The sequence below is a fragment of the Rhodococcus sp. 14-2483-1-2 genome, assembly GCF_002259405.1.
Taxonomy (GTDB): Bacteria; Actinomycetota; Actinomycetes; order Mycobacteriales; family Mycobacteriaceae; genus Rhodococcoides.
In genome coordinates this window covers 130546-147523 of the sequence record NZ_NPFW01000014.1, presented here as the reverse complement: position 1 = coordinate 147523, position 16978 = coordinate 130546, and the positions used below count along the sequence as shown (strand labels likewise).

Below are 16978 nucleotides of genomic sequence, written 5' to 3'. Positions count from 1 at the left end.
ATGACTGTCGTTGCAACCCTGTCGAGGCACGACGAGGCCTACGCAGCGCTCGGAGTCGTCCTCGATCCCGAATTGGACGAGCCCATCACCGATCTGGGCTTCGTCCGCTCCCTCGAGGTGGAGGACGGGGCGGTGCACGTGCACCTGCGCCTGCCGACCTCGTTCTGCTCACCGAATTTCGCGTATCTGATGGCGGGCGACGCGAAGGACGTGCTGAACGCTCTGTCGTGGACGGAGATGGTGCACGTCGAACTCGACGATCACCACGACTCGGACAAGATCAATGCCGGTCTCGCCGCCGACGCCGGCTACCGGGGCACCTTCGGACACGAGGCCGAGGAAGACCTCGACGAGCTCCGAGCCACGTTCCGCCGCAAGGCGTACGTGGCCGCGATGGAACGCTCCCTCAACGCCTGGCTGCGCGCCAATTCCGATGCGACAGCGGACGATCTGGCGGCTGTCGTGCTCGGAGATCTACCCGACGACCGCACGTCCGACGCTCTGCTTCGTCGGCGCGAGGCACTCGGCCTGCGGATCGATCCGGCGGCTCCGGCTCTGGTCGATCACACCGGCAAGCCGCACACCGGAGATCTGACGATGGTGATGCGGCGAGCCCGCGCCACCCGCGTCTCGATCGACGGCAACGCGCATTTCTGCCGCGGATTGCTGCAGACTCGCTACCCCGGAGCGGAGGAACAGCAAGTGCCGCGGGAAGAAGGCGCCTTCATCCCACTGACCACCCTCACCGTCCCGCACAGCACTACACAGGAGCATCAACGATGAGCACCATGCGCGCCGTCCAGGTCGTCGGCTATCACAAGAAGCTGGAGATGACCGAGGTCCCGATTCCGGAGGTACAGGGTCCACTCGACGTCATAGTCAAGATCGGCGGCGCAGGTGTGTGCCGCACCGATCTGCACATTCTCGAAGGCCAGTGGGCCGAGAAGTCCGGTGTCACACTGCCTTACACGATCGGGCACGAGAACGCCGGGTGGGTCCATGCCGTCGGCTCGGCCGTCACCAATGTCCGCGAGGGCGACAAGGTGATCCTGCATCCGCTGGTGACGTGCGGTCTGTGTCGGGCGTGCCGGTCCGGCGACGACGTGCACTGCGAGACGAGCGACTTCCCCGGTATCGACACCAACGGTGGATACGCCGACTATCTGCGGACCAATGCTCGAACCGTCGTCAAGATCGACGATTCGCTCGAGCCGTCCGCAGTGGCAGCGCTCGCCGATGCCGGATTGACCGCCTATCACGCGGCGGCCAAGGCATCACGACGGCTGACACCGCGAGACAAGTGTGTGGTCATCGGCGCGGGCGGACTCGGCCACATCGGTATCCAGGTGCTCGAAGCCCTCTCCCCCGCCGAACTGATCGTCATCGACCGCAACGCCGATGCCGTGAAGCTCGCGCTGACTCTGGGAGCCGATCATGCGGTGGTCGCCGACGGCACCCAGGTGGAGCAGATCATGGAGCTCACCGGCGGCTTCGGTGCCGAGGTGGTACTCGACTTCGTCGGCGAGAACGGTTCGACCGCAGAAGGATTGGCGATGACCAGACGGGCCGGTGACTATCACGTGATCGGCTACGGCGAGAACGTCGACGTGCCGACCATCGACCTGGTGTCGGCGGAGAAGAACATCGTCGGCAACCTCGTCGGGTCCTACAACGACCTGTGCGATCTCATGTCTCTCGCCGCGCGCGGTGCCGTGAACCTGCATACGCAGACCTACGCACTGGACGACTTTCAGAGTGCCATCGACGACCTCGACAACGGACGGGTTCGCGGCCGCGCGATTCTCGTACCCTGAAATCGGGTAGTAACCACCGACACAACCCCAACAACGAGGAGCAACGTTGATCTTCATCACCGCCAAGTTCAAGGTCAAGCCCGAGCACGCCGACAACTGGCCCGAGATCTCACGCGACTTCACCGAGGCATGCCAGGCCGAGGAGGGATGCCTCTGGTACTTCTGGTCGCGCACCCTCGACGACCCCACCGAGTACGTCCTGGTGGAGGCATTCAAGGATCCCGATGCCGGTGCCGCCCACGTGAATTCGGATCACTTCAAGCAGGCCCAGAAGGATCTCCCGCCGTACCTGCAGGAGACCCCGAAGATCATCAGCCAAGAGGTCGACGGCACCGACTGGAACGAACTGGGCGAGCTCGCAGTCGACTAGATCGTTCGTCTAGTCCCTTTCGCGATCCCGGACCACCTGGCTGAGAGTCACGACGGCGTCGGCGAACTGCCCGGGTAATTCCTGAGGCGGGTTGTGGCCGCAATCGACCTGACGAACGTCGATCAGGTCGATGAAGTGCGCCGCGTGGTCCGGGCTGCCGTACAGCGAGGCAACGGTGTCCTCGGTCGGATCGATCACGACCGTGGGCACCGTGATCCTCGGTTGCTGCGTCAGCAACTCCTGTGTGGCTGCATAGGCCGCGTCTCCTGACTCGAGACCGTATCGATGCCGGTAGGAATGCACGGACACGTCCACGAAGTCGGGGTTGTCGAACGACGGTGCGGTGGCCGCGAATTCGGAATCGCCGAATCTCCAGGTCGGCGACCAATCCGTCCGCAGTGTCTGTGCGATCTCTGTGCGGTAGGCCGCGAGCCCGGCGCGGCCCCGCTCGGAGTGCAGGTAGTACTGATACCAGTACCGCTTCTCGAGGTGCGGCAGCACGGGCGTGGATACGGCCGCGGCGATGTTCTGCACCAGATATCCGGACACGCTCACCAGGCCCGACACCAACTCGGGCCACAGCGCGGCGACGACGCACGCCGCTCGCCCGCCCCAGTCGTAGCCGGCGACGATGGGTTGGTCCAGCTCCAGCGCGAGGATCAACTCGCGCAGGTCGTGGCCGATCGCGGCCTGCTCACCGGAGCGCATCGTGTCCGCGTCGACGAACCGGGTGGGTCCGAAGCCGCGTAGGTACGGCACCACCACGTCGTAGCCGGATTCGGCGAGCAGCCTGCCGACGTCGTCGTAACCGCGCGGGTCGTACGGAAACCCGTGCATCAGCACCACCGAACGACCGGACGGGTCACCGACGCGGTCGTAGGCCACATCCAGCACCCCTGCACGAATCATCATGGGTCCATGCTCGCATTGCGGGGTGCGCCGAGATTCAGCTACTCAAAACAGCCTGCATACCGGGAGCGAGGACATCGGACAGGTCGGTCCACGGCACGGTGATCGTGACGAGGCCGATGCTGTAGGAACCCACCTGGTAGTCCCCGAAGTGAATCTTCATTCCCTCCGGCGATGCGGTCCAGTTCGCGAAGTTGGCCACCGTCGGCTCGATACCCGAGCGCTCGAAACTCTCGCCTGCGCGGGTGGTCGGAAGAATTGCCGCTGCTCGGTCCGACAGCCGGGCCAGGCCTGCGTCGAGATCGGTGAAAGCATCACCGAGGGAGATCGGCTGTGCGGTGTCGGCGTCGATCGTCACGGTCGCAATCAGTGAATTACCGTGCGCTCCTGGCGGCACGGCGATCCAACCGGTGATCTGTTCGGCACTGATCACGCGCCGCCCAACGTGGGTCTCCCCCGTCGAATAGCCGTCGCTGAGAGCAAAGTCGTTTCCGTAGTCATTGTCGATCTGGTCCTGCAGCGCGGCGCGCATCGACTCGTTGAACTCCGCCGTCACGGCGGGATTCCCGCCACTGAGCTGCGGAATCGCGACGTCGTAGGTCGCACGCACTGTTGATCCGGTGACTCGAGTGCTGCCGACGACGTACGGCTCGGCGGCACTCGAGGTAGTGGTCGGCGTCGTGGACGTCGGCTGGTTTCGCTCCGTGGTGACAGTGACTTCGGTAGTCGTCGGTGCCGACGCCGGCGTGGCAGTTCCCGAGGTGGAGCAGCCCGCCAAGGCCGCGGTCACGGCCACTGCGGCGACCATCGAGCGGATACGAGTCATGCCCGACCCTAACCACAAACCCGACGGGTATGACCGAGAATCGGGTGCAGCCGACCGCGCTAAGCGCGGCTGGTTGCACCCGATTCGAAGCCCCGCAGCACGAAAAAGCCCGACCCCCTCGAAAGGGAGTCGGGCTTGTTCAGCGAGGGGGTGGACTCAGAAGTCCATGCCGCCCATGCCACCGGTCGGATCGCCTGCGGGCGCTCCGGCCTTCTCGGGCTTGTCGGCGACGACGGCCTCGGTGGTGAGGAACAGAGCCGCGATGGACGCTGCGTTCTGCAGTGCCGAGCGGGTGACCTTGACCGGGTCGTTGATGCCTGCAGCGAGCAGGTCCTCGTACTCGTTGGTCGCGGCGTTGAGGCCGTGACCTGCGGGCAGGTTGGAGACCTTGTCCGCAACGACGCCGGGCTCGAGGCCGGCGTTGAATGCGATCTGCTTGAGCGGGGCGGACAGTGCGACGCGAACGATGTTCACGCCGGTTGCCTCGTCACCGTCGAGCTTGAGGTTGTCGAGTGCGGGCGCTGCCTGGAGCAGTGCCACGCCGCCACCGGCGACGATGCCTTCTTCGACGGCTGCCTTGGCGTTACGCACGGCATCTTCGATGCGGTGCTTGCGCTCCTTGAGCTCGACCTCGGTTGCCGCTCCGGCCTTGATGACTGCAACGCCACCGGCCAGCTTGGCCAGGCGCTCCTGCAGCTTCTCGCGGTCGTAGTCGGAATCGGAGTTCTCGATCTCGGCGCGGATCTGGTTGACGCGACCGGCGATGGCGTCGGAATCTCCCGAGCCCTCGACGATGGTGGTCTCGTCCTTGGTGATGACGACCTTGCGTGCCTGACCGAGCAGCTCGAGTCCGGCGGTCTCCAGGGAGAGGCCGACCTCTTCGCTGATGACCTCGCCACCGGTGAGGATGGCGATGTCGGCGAGCTGCGCCTTGCGACGGTCACCGAATCCGGGAGCCTTGACGGCGACGGACTTGAAGGTGCCACGGATCTTGTTCACCACGAGGGTGGAGAGAGCTTCGCCCTCGACGTCCTCGGCGATGATGACGAGCGGCTTGCCGGACTGGATGACCTTCTCCAGCAGGGGCAGCAGGTCCTTGACGGTGCTGATCTTGGAGCTGACGAGCAGGATGTACGCGTCTTCGAGGACGGCTTCCTGGCGCTCTGCATCGGTGGCGAAGTACGCCGAGATGTAGCCCTTGTCGAAGCGCATGCCCTCGGTGAGCTCGAGCTGCAGGCCGAAGGTGTTGGACTCCTCGACCGTGATGACGCCTTCCTTGCCGACCTTGTCCATTGCCTCGGCGATGAGCTCGCCGATGGACGGGTCGCCTGCGGAGATGCCAGCGGTAGCAGCGATCTGCTCCTTGGTGTCGATCTCCTTGGCGGACGCGAGCAGCGACTCGGTGACGGCTGCAACAGCCTTCTCGATGCCGCGCTTGAGGCCGAGCGGGTTCGCGCCGGCTGCGACGTTGCGCAGGCCTTCACGGACGAGTGCCTGAGCGAGAACGGTAGCGGTGGTGGTGCCGTCGCCTGCGACGTCGTCGGTCTTCTTGGCGACCTCCTTGACGAGCTCGGCACCGATCTTCTCGTAGGGATCTTCGAGCTCGATCTCCTTGGCGATGGAAACACCATCGTTGGTGATCGTGGGAGCTCCCCACTTCTTCTCGAGTACGACGTTGCGACCCTTGGGGCCCAACGTCACCTTTACTGCGTCGGCGAGGGCATTGAGGCCTCGCTCGAGGCCACGGCGTGCCTCTTCGTCGAACGCGATGATCTTGGCCATTGCGAAGTGATCCTCCGGATTGGGGGTGACACATTGCTGGCCGAGCTCGGTGCCCGCGACGGACGACCAGGGGTGTCGTTGATTCCCCGGCCTCACCGTGTCCCGACCTGGCACTCACGTGTCGAGAGTGCCAACTGCATTTCTAGCACTCGACCATGGCGAGTGCAAGGTCGACCACTGGTACCGACCGAGGGGTGAACCACCACGACACCCATTCCCGACGCCACCGCCCGAAGCAGCCTCGAGCAGATGCTCGGCCGAGGCGCCATTCGTCACGCACTGTTCACACCCGTACGCGTTGTTAACATCCGAATACTGTGCATCGAACCATCGACGCCAATACCGTTGAGTGACAACAGCTTCGACGCCAAAAAATTCGGACAAAACCCTACAAATCCGACAGTAAGGATCGAAACATGTCCGATACGGTCGACACTTCGTACGACAACTCGGCGATGGACCACGAGGAAGAGGGCTACCACAAGGGCCTCAAACCTCGTCAGTTGCAGATGATCGCGATCGGCGGTGCCATCGGCACCGGCCTGTTCCTCGGAGCGGGCGGACGACTCGCCAGTGCCGGGCCCGGCCTCTTCCTCGCCTACGCCCTCTGTGGAATCTTCGTCTTCTTCATCCTGCGCGCACTCGGCGAGCTGGTGCTGCACCGCCCGTCCTCGGGCAGCTTCGTCTCGTACGCACGCGAGTTCTTCGGCGAGAAGGCAGCGTTCGTCGCGGGCTGGATGTACTTCCTGAACTGGGCGATGACCGCCATCGTCGACGTGACGGCCATCGCGACGTACATGCACTACTGGGGCAGCTTCGAGGTGATTCCGCAGTGGGTCATCGCGTTGATCGCCCTCGTCATCGTCATGAGCCTGAACCTCGTGTCGGTCAAGTGGTTCGGTGAGATGGAGTTCTGGGCGGCGATCATCAAGGTCATCGCGTTGGTGACGTTCCTGATCGTGGGCGTGGTGTTCCTCGCGGGCCGCATCCCCGTCGGTACCCAGATGCCGGGCATCAGTCTCATCACCGACAACGGCGGCTTGTTCCCGTCGGGCGCGTGGCCGTTGGTCATCGTCATCTCGGGTGTTGTATTCGCCTACGCCGCAGTGGAATTGGTGGGTACTGCCGCCGGTGAGACCGAGAACCCGGAGAAGATCATGCCGCGGGCGATCAACTCGGTCATCGCACGTATCGCACTGTTCTACGTCGGCTCGCTCGTACTGCTCGCATTGTTGATGCCGTACACCGCGTACCAGTCCGGCACCTCCCCGTTCGTGACGTTCTTCTCGAGCATCGGCCTCGGCGGCGCGGGCACCATCATGAACATCGTGGTGCTCACGGCGGCACTGTCTTCCCTGAACGCCGGGCTGTACTCGACCGGCCGCATCCTGCGGTCGATGGCGATGAACGGCAGTGCGCCGGACTTCACCAAGAAGATGACCAAGGGCGGAGTGCCGTTCGGCGGCATTCTGCTCACCTGTTTCATCACGCTGTTCGGTGTCGCGCTCAACGCCATCGCCCCCGGCGAGGCGTTCGAGATCGTGCTGAACATGTCTGCACTGGGCATCATCGCCAGCTGGGCCACCATCGTGTTGTGCCAGATCCAGCTGTACCGCTGGTCCAAGAAGGGCATCGTGGAGCGGCCCAAGTTCCGCCTGTTCGGAGCGCCGTACACCAGCTACGCGACGCTGGTGTTCCTGTTCGGCGTGCTGGTGCTGATGGCCTTCGACGCCCCGATCGGCTCGTGGACCATCGCCACTCTTGTTGTCATCATCCCGGCACTGATCGGCGGCTGGTTCCTGGTGCGCACCAAGGTGCTCACCGTCGCCGAGGAACGACTCGGCTACACCGGCCAGTACCCGGTGGTGGCCAACCGCCCGACCGAACCGGAGGAGTAGCCCCCACGCGTGACGGGGCCCGAGGACCGGTGCCCCGTCACGCGTTCAGGAGAATTTGAGCCAGCGCGATCTCGTGAACGGCGATCGTCGCGGCGGCGGTTCCGGAACTCCTGCGGCCACCGCTGCCGCCACCGCGTCACTGAGTGCGACGCAGGTCTCGAAACGATCCGACGGGTCTTTCGCCAACGCCCGCGCGACCACCGCGTCGAGCCCCCGCGGCAACGTGCGTCGACGACGGGTCACCGACGGCGGCTCGGCCGTGAGATGTGCTGCGGTGATGGCCAACGGAGTGGCCAGCGGATACGGCGTCCGGCCGGTCGCCAGTTCGACGAGCGTCGCCCCCAGGCCGTAGACGTCGGTCTGCGCACTCAACACTCCCCCGCGAAGCAGTTCCGGTGCCGCGTACGGGATGGATGCCAGCACCGTCCCGCCTGCAGCGAGCGGGGTCGAATCACCCAGCAGGCGCGCAATTCCCCAGTCCGACAACAACACCTGCTCGTAGACGTCGATTCGCTCGGTGGAGATGAGGATGTTCGCGGGCTTGACGTCCCGATGCACGACGCCCTGCGAGTGGGCGTAGTCGAGCCCCTTGGCCACCTCGGCGACGATGCGCGCCACCCGGGAGACGTCGAGCGCGATCTGGCCGCGGGCGACGAGCCGCGCGGCGCTGTAGCCGTCCACGTAGTGCATGGACATCCACAGTTGGTGCTCGAACTCACCGTGCTCGTGCACCGACACGATGTTCGGGTGCACCAGTTGGGTGGCGACGGTCGCTTCCATCCGAAACTTGTTGCGCAACCTCGGTGATCGCGACGCCTCCCGGTCCAGGATCTTGAGGGCCTCGAGCCGATCGTGGCCGCGCCCGAGAACCAGATACACCTCGCTCATACCGCCGACCCCGAGGCGGCGCTGAACCCGAAAGCCGGCGAACTCCGAACCCGGCTGCAATCGACTGGTCACCGAATCACCTGCCGCACAACATTGTTCACGCCGCGAAATACGAGGGGTGACACAACCGGACATGTCCGCAGCATCGGCAGAACTGTAGTCCGTTCGACCGTTCGGGGCGACTCGGCAGAAACCACACGTTCGCCTGTTTCCCAGTTCGGCAGCCCTCACACGTTTCGCCACCTGCACCGATGTCGTTTATGGTGATTACCGGTACTTGACCGAAACAAGAGAAAAAGAACGGCAAACCGATAGTGGTCAGCCGATTACGGTGACTCGAGTTGTAAGGAAGTCAAGTAAGTGAAAGCAATAAAAGAAGCCTGGGGAGGCCTGCTCAAACCGGTTTTCGTCCCCGCATCGATCATCATCTTCGTGATGATCGCCTTCTCCGTGGTCTACGCGAGCACGGCGGCGGATTCGTTCGAGAAACTGAACGAGGCCATCACCGCAGGAGTCGGCTGGTGGTACATCCTGGCCGCGACCGGTTTTGTGCTGTTCGCCCTGTACTGCGGATTGAGCCGAGTGGGCAACATCCGCCTCGGCCGAGACGACGAGAAGCCCGAGTTCGGCGTCCTGTCCTGGTTCGCCATGCTGTTCAGTGCCGGCATGGGCATCGGCCTGGTGTTCTACGGCGTCGCCGAGCCGCTCTCGCACTACGTGACGCCGCCCGAAGCCGGTGGCATCCCCGGCAGCACCGACGCCTCCGCGCGTCAGGCGATGGAACTCACCCTGTTCCACTGGGGCCTGCACGCCTGGGCGATCTACGTCGTCGTCGGACTCGGCATGGCGTACATGACCTACCGCAAGGGTCGTCCACTGACCGTCCGCTGGTTGCTCGAGCCGCTGCTCGGCCGCAAGCGCATCGAGGGTCCGATCGGTCACACCATCGACACCGTCGCGATCGTCGGCACCCTGTTCGGCGTCGCGACCTCGCTCGGGTTCGGCGTCCAGCAGATCTCGGCCGGGCTGGAGTACCTCGGCTGGGTCGAGACCACCAACTGGTTCGTCATCGTGCTCATTGCCGCGATCACCGGTATCGCCACCTTCTCCGTGGTCAGTGGCGTCTCCAAGGGTCTGAAGTGGCTCTCCAACATCAACATGGGCCTCGCGGCTGCGCTGGCCCTGTTCGTACTGCTCCTGGGTCCGACGCTGTTCCTGATGCAGTCCTGGGTGCAGAACCTCGGCGGCTACGTTCAGGCGCTGCCCGAGCTGGCGCTGCGCACCTCACCGTTCTCCGACGACGGGTGGGCCGGCGGCTGGACCATCTTCTACTGGGGTTGGTGGATGAGCTGGGCACCGTTCGTCGGCATGTTCATCGCTCGCATCTCCCGTGGCCGCACCATCCGTGAATTCGTGTTCGGCGTGCTGCTGGCTCCGACCATCGTCGGGTCGCTGTGGTTCACCATCTTCGGCGACACCGGCATCCTGCGGCAGCGCAACGAGGGAGATCTGCTCGACGCCGAGGGCGCGGTGAACACCAACACCAGCCTGTTCCAGGTGCTCGACGGCCTCCCGATCGCCGCGATCACCAGCGTCATCGCCATCGCGGTCATCGTGTTCTTCTTCGTGACGTCCTCGGACTCGGGATCGTTGGTCATCGACATTCTCTCGACCGGCGGCGAACTGGAAACGCCGAAGATCACCCGGGTCTACTGGGCCGTACTGCAAGGCATCGCCGCAGCAGTGCTGCTGCTCGTCGGTGGAACGAGTTCACTGACGGCGTTGCAGACGATGTCGATAGCCACGGCCGTGCCGTTCTCGGTGGTGCTGGTACTCGCCTGTGTGTCGATGCTCAAGGCTTTCCGCTACGACGTCGCCACCACACCGCGGTACGTACGCGTGACCACCACCTCGGACGTCGCAGGCGACGAACCGACGGTTGCCACGCCTACCGCGCCTCGAAAGCGAGCGACGGCCGGGATCTCGACGACGTTCTCCGGGCTGGCACCCTCACGGGAGGGACTGACGTCCTCGCGCTCCGACGGAAGCGTCGTACTCGCGGTGCACGAGGTCTCCACCGAACAGCTCGAGGTTCATCCCGAGACCGGTGCAGTCGAGTACTCCGGAGACAACGCTCCGGTCGACCCACTCGGCGGCGAAGTGTTCGACACCCAGGAGTTCGCCGACTCGGCCGAGGGGCAGAACCAGAACAACCCCGGCTGACCCGTCTCCACCACTCTCTGACCCTCGCGAGCCTCTCGCGGGGGTCAGAGGTTTTTCGAGGACCACTCGGTCAGCGCCTGCAGTGACGGCAGCAGCGCCTCGCCGGATCGCGTGAGGCTGTATTCCACCGAGATGGGCGGCCCGTCGTCGACGGTGCGCGCCACCAGACCTGCCTTGGCGAGTTCTCCGAGTCGCTCGGACAACACCGAATCACTGATACCACCGACGGCACGACGCAGGTCCGAGAATCCCATCGGCCCGTTCATCAGCGTCGCAAGAAGAATTCCGTTCCACCTCTTGCCGAGGAAGCCGAAGGCTTTCGTCAGCGCTCCGTCGCAGGCACGCGGATCATCGATCTCTCCATTCGTTGCCATGGCTCCACCCTACCGAGGGTGCTACAGTCCGACTCGCTGCTTCTGAATTACTAGTGGCCTCAGAAATGAAAGCGGGACTCATGTTCATCGCAACCGTCATCGTCTCGGTGTTGCTCGCCGTGGCACTCACGTTCTCCGCTATCGGGAAACTGACGAAGAACCCATCCGTCGTCCCGATGCTCGAGCAGGTCGGCGTTCCCGCCGCCAAGATTCCGTGGCTCGCCTACGCGGAACTACTCGGAGCCGTCGGCCTCCTGGTCGGCCAGTACGTCTGGCCCATCGGCGTCGCCGCTGCCGTCGGCGTCATCCTCTACTTCGTCGGTGCCGTCGCCGCGCACGTGCGGATCAAGGACAAGGAATTCGCGCCTGCCGCAGGCCTGGCCGTGTTCGCCGTCGTCGCCCTGGTCCTACGGGTGCTCAGCGCCTGACCAGTCGTAGTCCATCTGGCCCGCGGTGGCGAGAGCGTGATCCGCTCCCGCCCACCGCGCGACCAGATGCAACGCCAGATCCAGACCGGCACTGATTCCGGCGGACGTCGCCAGATCACCGTGGTCGACGTAACGAACACCCTCGTGCACGGTGAGCGCAGGCCATCGTTCCCGTAGCAATTCCAGGTCTTCCCAGTGCGTGGTGACGGGTCGAGCATCGAGCAGCCCGGCCGCCGCCAGTACGAAAACACCGGTGCACACCGACGCCACCAACTCGGCGTCGGACCGAAGTCGCTTCAACCACTGCAGAACACGACTGTCGACCGAGACCGCATCGACGACACCGCCCGGCACCACGACGACGTCGTATCCCCGCGGATCGTCGATCGTGGTGTCGACGCCGATCCTCATTCCGCCCCGAGCAACGACCGCCCTGTCGTCGATTCCGACGAGCGTCACCTCGAAAGGCGCAGCGCCACCGGCGCGTTCGGCCACCCGATTGGCAACCGAGAACACCTCGAACGGACCGCACGCGTCGAGTACCTCGACATCGTCGAACAAGAGAATTGCAACGCTTCTACTCATGACCTGGCCTTCAGCTGCTCGTGGTCGACACGATGACGGGCACCATCACCGCGGCCATCACCGCGGCGTTCACATCCGAGACGGCCTTGCGCACAGCCGCGCCGGCCCACTCTCCTTCGGCGATCTGCTTCGCGCGGTGCTTCAGCTGCTTCTTGTCCGCGTCCACGATCACCTTGTGCGTCAGATCGACCGCCGAGATCAACGAGATCAACGCGGCCGTGTGGGGCGACGGCGTCGTCCCGTCGACCAGCGCGCTGCGCAGGGCATCTCGCAACACCTTCTCGTGCGAGGTGTCACGAGCAGGCCACGTCGTCGTCGGGAACAATCCCCACACCTTGTCCTTCTTCTCGGTCACGAAGCCCTGTGCGACGAGACGCGCAGCCAGTTCCTTCGCCACATTCTTCTGCGATTTCTCGATCACCTTCTGGGGCTTCATCGGCCGCGACGCCGACGCGACGAGATCGAACACCCGACGCAACGCCGGGTCACTCGGAGCTTCGGTCGTGGAGCCTGCGACGACCACATGGTCCTTCTTGATCTCCTCGTCGGGACCGGTGATGCGCAGCGATCCGCTCATCGCGAGCTCGACCACCAACGCACCCGCCAGTACCCGCGGCAACTTCGTGCTGTCGGCCAGCGGCTTGCCCGAGTCGTCGTCGAGCAACAACAGCAGCAGGTCCTCCGCGATCACGGTCATGACGCGAGGTTACCCAGTATGTACGGGTAGTTGTATGCCACCAGTTGCTCGAGAATCGCTATGTCCACATCGGCGAGCTTGTTCACGTACAGGCAACCTGCTCCTCGCTTGTGTTTTCCCAGCTGTTCGAGCAAGACGTCCGATTCGGGGGCGTACGTCGTGCCGTACAGCGACAGACTCGCCTTTCGCGGAGAGAACCCGACGACAAAACACTCGCCCCGACGACCACTGTCCGTGGCGTACCGGTAGGAACCGAAACCCACCATCGTCGGCCCCCACATCACTGCCGGCTCCCCGGTCACCCGACCCATCATCTCCGCAAGAACGAGACCGTCCGCACGGCGAACCGGGTGCTCCACGGCCGCCAGGAAATCCTCGGCCGACACCTCGGTGGGTCGCGTCAGGTTCGCGTTCAATTGATCAGGCTCTGCCAGTTCGACGGTACCCGCTCACGCGGACCGGGAACCGTCTGATCGAGTGGATGATGTTGCGGTGGAGCCAGTTCCGGCCCGTCGTACATCTGCTCGTCGGCGTAGTTGTAGAACCACTCCTCGCCGGGCTCGTAGCTCCGCACGAACTGGTGCCGGGTGGACTCGGCATGTTTGCTGGCGTGCTGGGACGGCGAGGAATCACAACATCCGATGTGCCCGCACTGCGCGCACCGTCTCAGATGCACCCACCAACCCTGCGTCTGCGTGCACTCCACGCACCCCGGGCCCGACGGTGGTACCTGCGGATCGATGCCTTCGATGGTCATGATGCCTCCTCTGTCGCCGGGTTGACGGGTAGCCGCACGATGAATCGCGTGTCACCGGGTTCGGACACCACTCGCAGATCACCCTGATGCTTGTTCACCACGATGCGCCACGAGATGTCCAGGCCGAGACCGGTGCCTTCGCCGACCGGCTTGGTCGTGAAGAACGGCTCGAAAATGCGCGACCGAATCTCCTGCGGCACACCGGGTCCGGTATCACAAATCTCGATCTGGACCTGATCCTCGTCCAACGATGTACGCACCGTCAACGTGCCCTTCGCGCCCATGGCCTGCACCGCGTTGTCGATCAGGTTCGTCCACACCTGATTGAGCTCGGCGGCGTAGACCGGGATGGGCGGCACTGCGGGGTCGTAATCCTTCACCACCCGGATGTCGTCACCGATCTTGCGGCCCAACATGATCAGCGTGCTGTCGAGCAGTTCGCGCACATCCACCGTTCGATACGGCGCACGATCCATCTGCGAATACTGCTTCGCGGCAACGACGAGCGTGGAGATGCGAGTGGTCGAATCTGCGATCTCGTTCATCAGCAACTCGGTTTCGACGGTGTAGTTGAGCCACCGGATCGCACCCTCGAGCAGCGTCGGATCGTCGACCGTCGCCGAGACCCGATCGAGCCACGGAACATCGAGACCGGCCGAGACGAACGTCGGAGCCAGATCCCAACCGTCGCCGATGCCCTTGTCCTCGAACCATTCTCCGAGTTCGTCCTCGCGGTCCGACGCCTCCATCGCGGTCAGCTTCGGAGCCTTGGCCACCAGCTCCACGGCCTCGTTCTGCAGTCCGACCAGATGCGCCATGCTGCCGCGATCGAGAGTGCCGCCGGCGATCATCGCCAACTTCTGCCGCATGTGCGCCACCCGATCACGCAACGCCGAGGTCGCCCGCACCGCAGCCGCCGCCGGATTGTTCAGCTCGTGCGTCAACCCGGCCGACAGAGAACCCAACGCCAACAAGCGTTCTCGCTGTTCGACTATCTGCTTGGTGTTCTGATTGCCGAAGAACAATCCCTCGAGCAGATGCAACGCCATCGGGAACCACTCCCGCACGATGGACGCGAAGCACTCGGCGTCGAGCACGAAGAACCGGGAGCGTTCGGTCACCCGCATCGAACCCTGGTACGTCTGCGGCACCCGATCACCCAGGTAGGCCTGCCACGCACCCGCGTACACCCCGCGCTGCGAGGTGCGATTGACCACCAGATCCTCCCCGCCCGAGAGCTTCGAGAGCACCACGGCTCCGTCCATCAGAACGTAGAAGCACGTCGCCGGATCACCCTCCGAGTACACCGGCCCCGGCTCGATCGTCTCGATACGCCCGTCTCGACAGAGCTCCGCCAACTGTGCGTCGGTGAGCTGCTCGAACAGGAACAGCGTCCGCAATTCGTCCGGATCACATATGGGTGTATTCACGGGTTCGCCAGATATCTGTGCACCAGCATCACGGCCATCGCTCCCTCTCCCACTGCCGACGCGACGCGTTTGGCCGAGTCGGACCGTACGTCACCGGCAGCGAACACACCGGGCACACTCGTCTCGAGGTGATGTGGGAGGCGAGTGGGCGTCCACCCGGCAGGACCACGCCCGTCGACGACGAGATCCGGCCCGGTGACCACAAATCCATGGTCGTCCCTCACGAGCACCCCGTCGAGCCACTCGGTGCGCGGTGCCGCCCCGATGAACAGGAACAGATACTGCGCGTCGACGGTCGAGGTCTCGTCGGTTGCCCGGTTACGCAGCGTGATCGACTCGAGGTGGCCCTCGCCCGACACGCCCACGACCTCGGTGCACGGCCGAACGCTGATCTTCGGATTCTCTTCGATCTGTTTGATGAGGTAGTACGACATCGACGCTTCGAGGGAAGACGCCCTGATCAGAATGGTCACCGACTTGGCCCCGCGCGAGAGATACACCGCCGCCTGACCCGCCGAGTTCGCGCCGCCCACGATGTAGACGTCCTGCTCGGCGCACCGCGCAGCCTCGGTCATCGCCGATCCGTAGAACACGCCTCGGCCCGTGAAGTCGTCGATTCCGGGTGCGTCCAGCCGGCGATAGGCGACACCGGTGGACAGAATGATCGTCTGCGCACTGATGCTGCGGCCGTCGGCGAACCGCACGGTTCTCGCGGCACCGTTGGTTTCCAGACCGACGACGTCCTGGGTGGTGACCACCTCGGCACCGAACTTCAACGCCTGCCGCCGAGCCCGCTCGGCGAGCTGCGCGCCCGACACCCCGTCGGGAAAGCCCAGGTAGTTCTCGATTCGCGAACTCTGACCGGCCTGGCCGCCGGTGGCGGTCCGTTCGATCAGGGTCGTCCGCAGACCCTCGGACGCACCGTAGAGCGCAGCTCCGAGTCCCGCCGGTCCGCCGCCGATGACGACCAGGTCGTAGAACTCCTCGGACGGGGACACCGTCAACCCGAGCCGATTGCCCAGCTCGGCATCGGACGGTTCGATCAACGCATCGCCCTCGGTGGTGATGACCACCGGCAAGCGGCTTCCGTCCACACCGGCGGCGGCCAGCAGCCGTGCACCCTCGGACTCGTCGGACATGTACCAGCGATACGGCAGCTGATTGCGAGCGAGAAACTCACGGATCTCCGACGAGCGCGCGGACCAACGATGGCCGATGATCTTGGTGTCCTCGACGGCCCGGTGGTCGTACGCACACCAGGCCTCGAGTTGGGCGTCGAGCACGGGGTAGAGCTTTTCCTCGGGCGGATCCCACGGCTTGAGCAGGTAGTAGTCGAGATCGATGACGTTGATCGCGTCGATCGCGGCGTCGGTGTCCGCGTATGCGGTGAGAAGGATGCGACGGGCCGTCGGGAAGATGTCCATGGCCTGCTCGAGAAATTCCATGCCGCTCATCTGCGGCATGCGGTAGTCGGCCAACAGAATGGCGACCGGGGTGCCGCGCAGCGCGAGTTCCTTCAGGGCGTCGAGCGCCCCGGCACCGGACTCCGCGCGCACGATGCGGTACTGCTCACCGTAGCGACGACGCAGATCGCGGGCGACCGATCTCGACACTCCGGGATCGTCGTCGACGCTGAGAATGACCGGCTTCATGACCCTCCAGAACTGGTGCTCACCAACGACATGAGCATGCCACCGCGTCTCCCCGAATGGGAGGTAAGCAGGCCTGGAAACAGCTGGGTCAGATTCGGCCGCGTCGAATCAGATCGATTTCCTGCGGGGTGAGCAGCCGCTCGAGCTTCTCGGCCGGCCAGGTACGCGGGCTGCCACTCATCCTGGCGGTCTTCAACAGGGGCAGATCACTGCTGGTACGACGCATTATCGACTGTAATTTCACGGTGGATCACTCCGAACAATTTCTTCGTTGGTCCCGACACTCCGCTTGCTACATCGATCAGTGTCCGCCCGGTGTTAACGCCGCGGTGGGATCTCGTGCGG

At 64.4% G+C, this 16978-nt stretch carries 18 protein-coding genes; 6 read left to right on the top strand and 12 right to left on the bottom strand.

Features of this window, described 5'->3' with window-relative positions; translation table 11 throughout:
* From CH295_RS14175 to CH295_RS14165, 3 genes are read left to right on the top strand one after another with little or no spacing between them, the layout of a single operon-like run.
* Positions 1-783: an iron-sulfur cluster assembly protein gene (locus CH295_RS14175; RefSeq protein ID WP_094741080.1), complete on the top strand. Its 783-nt coding sequence runs from the start codon at positions 1-3 to the stop codon at positions 781-783.
* A 5-nt stretch (positions 784-788) separates the two neighbouring features.
* Positions 789-1814, top strand: coding sequence for an NAD(P)-dependent alcohol dehydrogenase (locus CH295_RS14170; RefSeq protein ID WP_094741182.1), 1026 nt, complete (start codon positions 789-791; stop codon positions 1812-1814).
* Between the two features lie 46 nt (positions 1815-1860).
* Complete coding sequence (locus tag CH295_RS14165) at positions 1861-2184, top strand: putative quinol monooxygenase (protein WP_032382260.1); 324 nt, start codon at positions 1861-1863, stop codon at positions 2182-2184.
* 9 nt (positions 2185-2193) lie between these two features.
* Here CH295_RS14165 and CH295_RS14160 read toward each other — a convergent pair whose 3' ends face one another.
* The 3 genes from CH295_RS14160 to groL all read right to left on the bottom strand — a co-directional run bounded on the left by CH295_RS14160 (position 2194) and on the right by groL (position 5701).
* Positions 2194-3096, bottom strand: coding sequence for an alpha/beta fold hydrolase (locus CH295_RS14160; protein WP_094741079.1), 903 nt, complete (start codon positions 3094-3096; stop codon positions 2194-2196).
* A gap of 34 nt (positions 3097-3130) precedes the next feature.
* Positions 3131-3919, bottom strand: coding sequence for an RsiV family protein (locus CH295_RS14155; RefSeq protein WP_094741078.1), 789 nt, complete (start codon positions 3917-3919; stop codon positions 3131-3133).
* A 156-nt stretch (positions 3920-4075) separates the two neighbouring features.
* Complete coding sequence (groL, locus tag CH295_RS14150) at positions 4076-5701, bottom strand: chaperonin GroEL (RefSeq protein WP_008713461.1); 1626 nt, start codon at positions 5699-5701, stop codon at positions 4076-4078.
* Between the two features lie 416 nt (positions 5702-6117).
* On the opposite strand from groL, the gene CH295_RS14145 reads away from it, so the two are divergent.
* Positions 6118-7599: an amino acid permease gene (locus CH295_RS14145; protein ID WP_037186771.1), complete on the top strand. Its 1482-nt coding sequence runs from the start codon at positions 6118-6120 to the stop codon at positions 7597-7599.
* 45 nt (positions 7600-7644) lie between these two features.
* On the opposite strand, the gene CH295_RS14140 is transcribed toward CH295_RS14145, so the two are convergent.
* Entirely contained in the window at positions 7645-8559 is a 915-nt protein-coding gene (locus CH295_RS14140; protein ID WP_252342036.1) for a serine/threonine-protein kinase, read from the bottom strand.
* Between the two features lie 288 nt (positions 8560-8847).
* Between CH295_RS14140 and CH295_RS14135 the strand changes: the two genes are divergently transcribed.
* Entirely contained in the window at positions 8848-10710 is a 1863-nt protein-coding gene (locus CH295_RS14135; RefSeq protein WP_170945900.1) for a BCCT family transporter, read from the top strand.
* A 44-nt stretch (positions 10711-10754) separates the two neighbouring features.
* On the opposite strand, the gene CH295_RS14130 is transcribed toward CH295_RS14135, so the two are convergent.
* A complete protein-coding gene (locus tag CH295_RS14130) occupies positions 10755-11084 on the bottom strand; it encodes a winged helix-turn-helix transcriptional regulator (RefSeq protein ID WP_037186762.1) in 330 nt (109 codons plus the stop codon).
* Between the two features lie 80 nt (positions 11085-11164).
* Here CH295_RS14130 and CH295_RS14125 point away from each other — a divergent pair, with 80 nt between their 5' ends.
* On the top strand, positions 11165-11512 hold the full coding sequence (locus CH295_RS14125) for a DoxX family protein (RefSeq protein ID WP_094741180.1): 348 nt from the start codon (positions 11165-11167) through the stop codon (positions 11510-11512).
* Here the strand turns inward: CH295_RS14125 and CH295_RS14120 are convergent.
* From CH295_RS14120 to CH295_RS27785, 7 genes are all read right to left on the bottom strand, one after another.
* Positions 11492-12097, bottom strand: a complete 606-nt coding sequence (locus CH295_RS14120; RefSeq protein ID WP_094741076.1) for a DJ-1/PfpI family protein — start codon at positions 12095-12097, stop codon at positions 11492-11494. The two genes, CH295_RS14125 and CH295_RS14120, sit on opposite strands and share 21 nt — an antisense overlap.
* Positions 12098-12107: 10 nt before the next feature.
* Positions 12108-12794 (bottom strand): GOLPH3/VPS74 family protein, encoded by a 687-nt coding sequence (locus tag CH295_RS14115; protein WP_094741075.1) that lies wholly within the window; start codon positions 12792-12794, stop codon positions 12108-12110.
* Positions 12791-13210 (bottom strand): DUF1801 domain-containing protein, encoded by a 420-nt coding sequence (locus tag CH295_RS14110; protein ID WP_094632635.1) that lies wholly within the window; start codon positions 13208-13210, stop codon positions 12791-12793. Before CH295_RS14110 ends, CH295_RS14115 begins: the two co-directional genes overlap by 4 nt.
* On the bottom strand, positions 13207-13551 hold the full coding sequence (locus CH295_RS14105) for a UBP-type zinc finger domain-containing protein (protein WP_032380273.1): 345 nt from the start codon (positions 13549-13551) through the stop codon (positions 13207-13209). Before CH295_RS14105 ends, CH295_RS14110 begins: the two co-directional genes overlap by 4 nt.
* On the bottom strand, positions 13548-14981 hold the full coding sequence (locus tag CH295_RS28425) for an ATP-binding protein (RefSeq protein WP_094741074.1): 1434 nt from the start codon (positions 14979-14981) through the stop codon (positions 13548-13550). Before CH295_RS28425 ends, CH295_RS14105 begins: the two co-directional genes overlap by 4 nt.
* Positions 14978-16633 (bottom strand): NAD(P)/FAD-dependent oxidoreductase, encoded by a 1656-nt coding sequence (locus CH295_RS14095; protein WP_094741073.1) that lies wholly within the window; start codon positions 16631-16633, stop codon positions 14978-14980. Before CH295_RS14095 ends, CH295_RS28425 begins: the two co-directional genes overlap by 4 nt.
* A gap of 88 nt (positions 16634-16721) precedes the next feature.
* Positions 16722-16859: a hypothetical protein gene (locus CH295_RS27785; RefSeq protein ID WP_155288428.1), complete on the bottom strand. Its 138-nt coding sequence runs from the start codon at positions 16857-16859 to the stop codon at positions 16722-16724.
* Positions 16860-16978: the final 119 nt, after the last annotated feature.

Coding starts and splice junctions, on each gene's coding strand:
- CH295_RS14175 (WP_094741080.1), top strand. CDS start 1: ATGACTGTCGTTGCAACCCTGTCGAGGCACGACGAGGCCTACGCAGCG.
- CH295_RS14160 (WP_094741079.1), bottom strand. CDS start 3,096: ATGATGATTCGTGCAGGGGTGCTGGATGTGGCCTACGACCGCGTCGGT.
- CH295_RS27785 (WP_155288428.1), bottom strand. CDS start 16,859: ATGCGTCGTACCAGCAGTGATCTGCCCCTGTTGAAGACCGCCAGGATG.
- CH295_RS14125 (WP_094741180.1), top strand. CDS start 11,165: ATGTTCATCGCAACCGTCATCGTCTCGGTGTTGCTCGCCGTGGCACTC.
- CH295_RS14105 (WP_032380273.1), bottom strand. CDS start 13,551: ATGACCATCGAAGGCATCGATCCGCAGGTACCACCGTCGGGCCCGGGG.
- CH295_RS14095 (WP_094741073.1), bottom strand. CDS start 16,633: ATGAAGCCGGTCATTCTCAGCGTCGACGACGATCCCGGAGTGTCGAGA.
- CH295_RS14130 (WP_037186762.1), bottom strand. CDS start 11,084: ATGGCAACGAATGGAGAGATCGATGATCCGCGTGCCTGCGACGGAGCG.
- CH295_RS14170 (WP_094741182.1), top strand. CDS start 789: ATGCGCGCCGTCCAGGTCGTCGGCTATCACAAGAAGCTGGAGATGACC.
- CH295_RS14120 (WP_094741076.1), bottom strand. CDS start 12,097: ATGAGTAGAAGCGTTGCAATTCTCTTGTTCGACGATGTCGAGGTACTC.
- groL (WP_008713461.1), bottom strand. CDS start 5,701: ATGGCCAAGATCATCGCGTTCGACGAAGAGGCACGCCGTGGCCTCGAG.
- CH295_RS14115 (WP_094741075.1), bottom strand. CDS start 12,794: ATGACCGTGATCGCGGAGGACCTGCTGCTGTTGTTGCTCGACGACGAC.
- CH295_RS14155 (WP_094741078.1), bottom strand. CDS start 3,919: ATGACTCGTATCCGCTCGATGGTCGCCGCAGTGGCCGTGACCGCGGCC.
- CH295_RS14145 (WP_037186771.1), top strand. CDS start 6,118: ATGTCCGATACGGTCGACACTTCGTACGACAACTCGGCGATGGACCAC.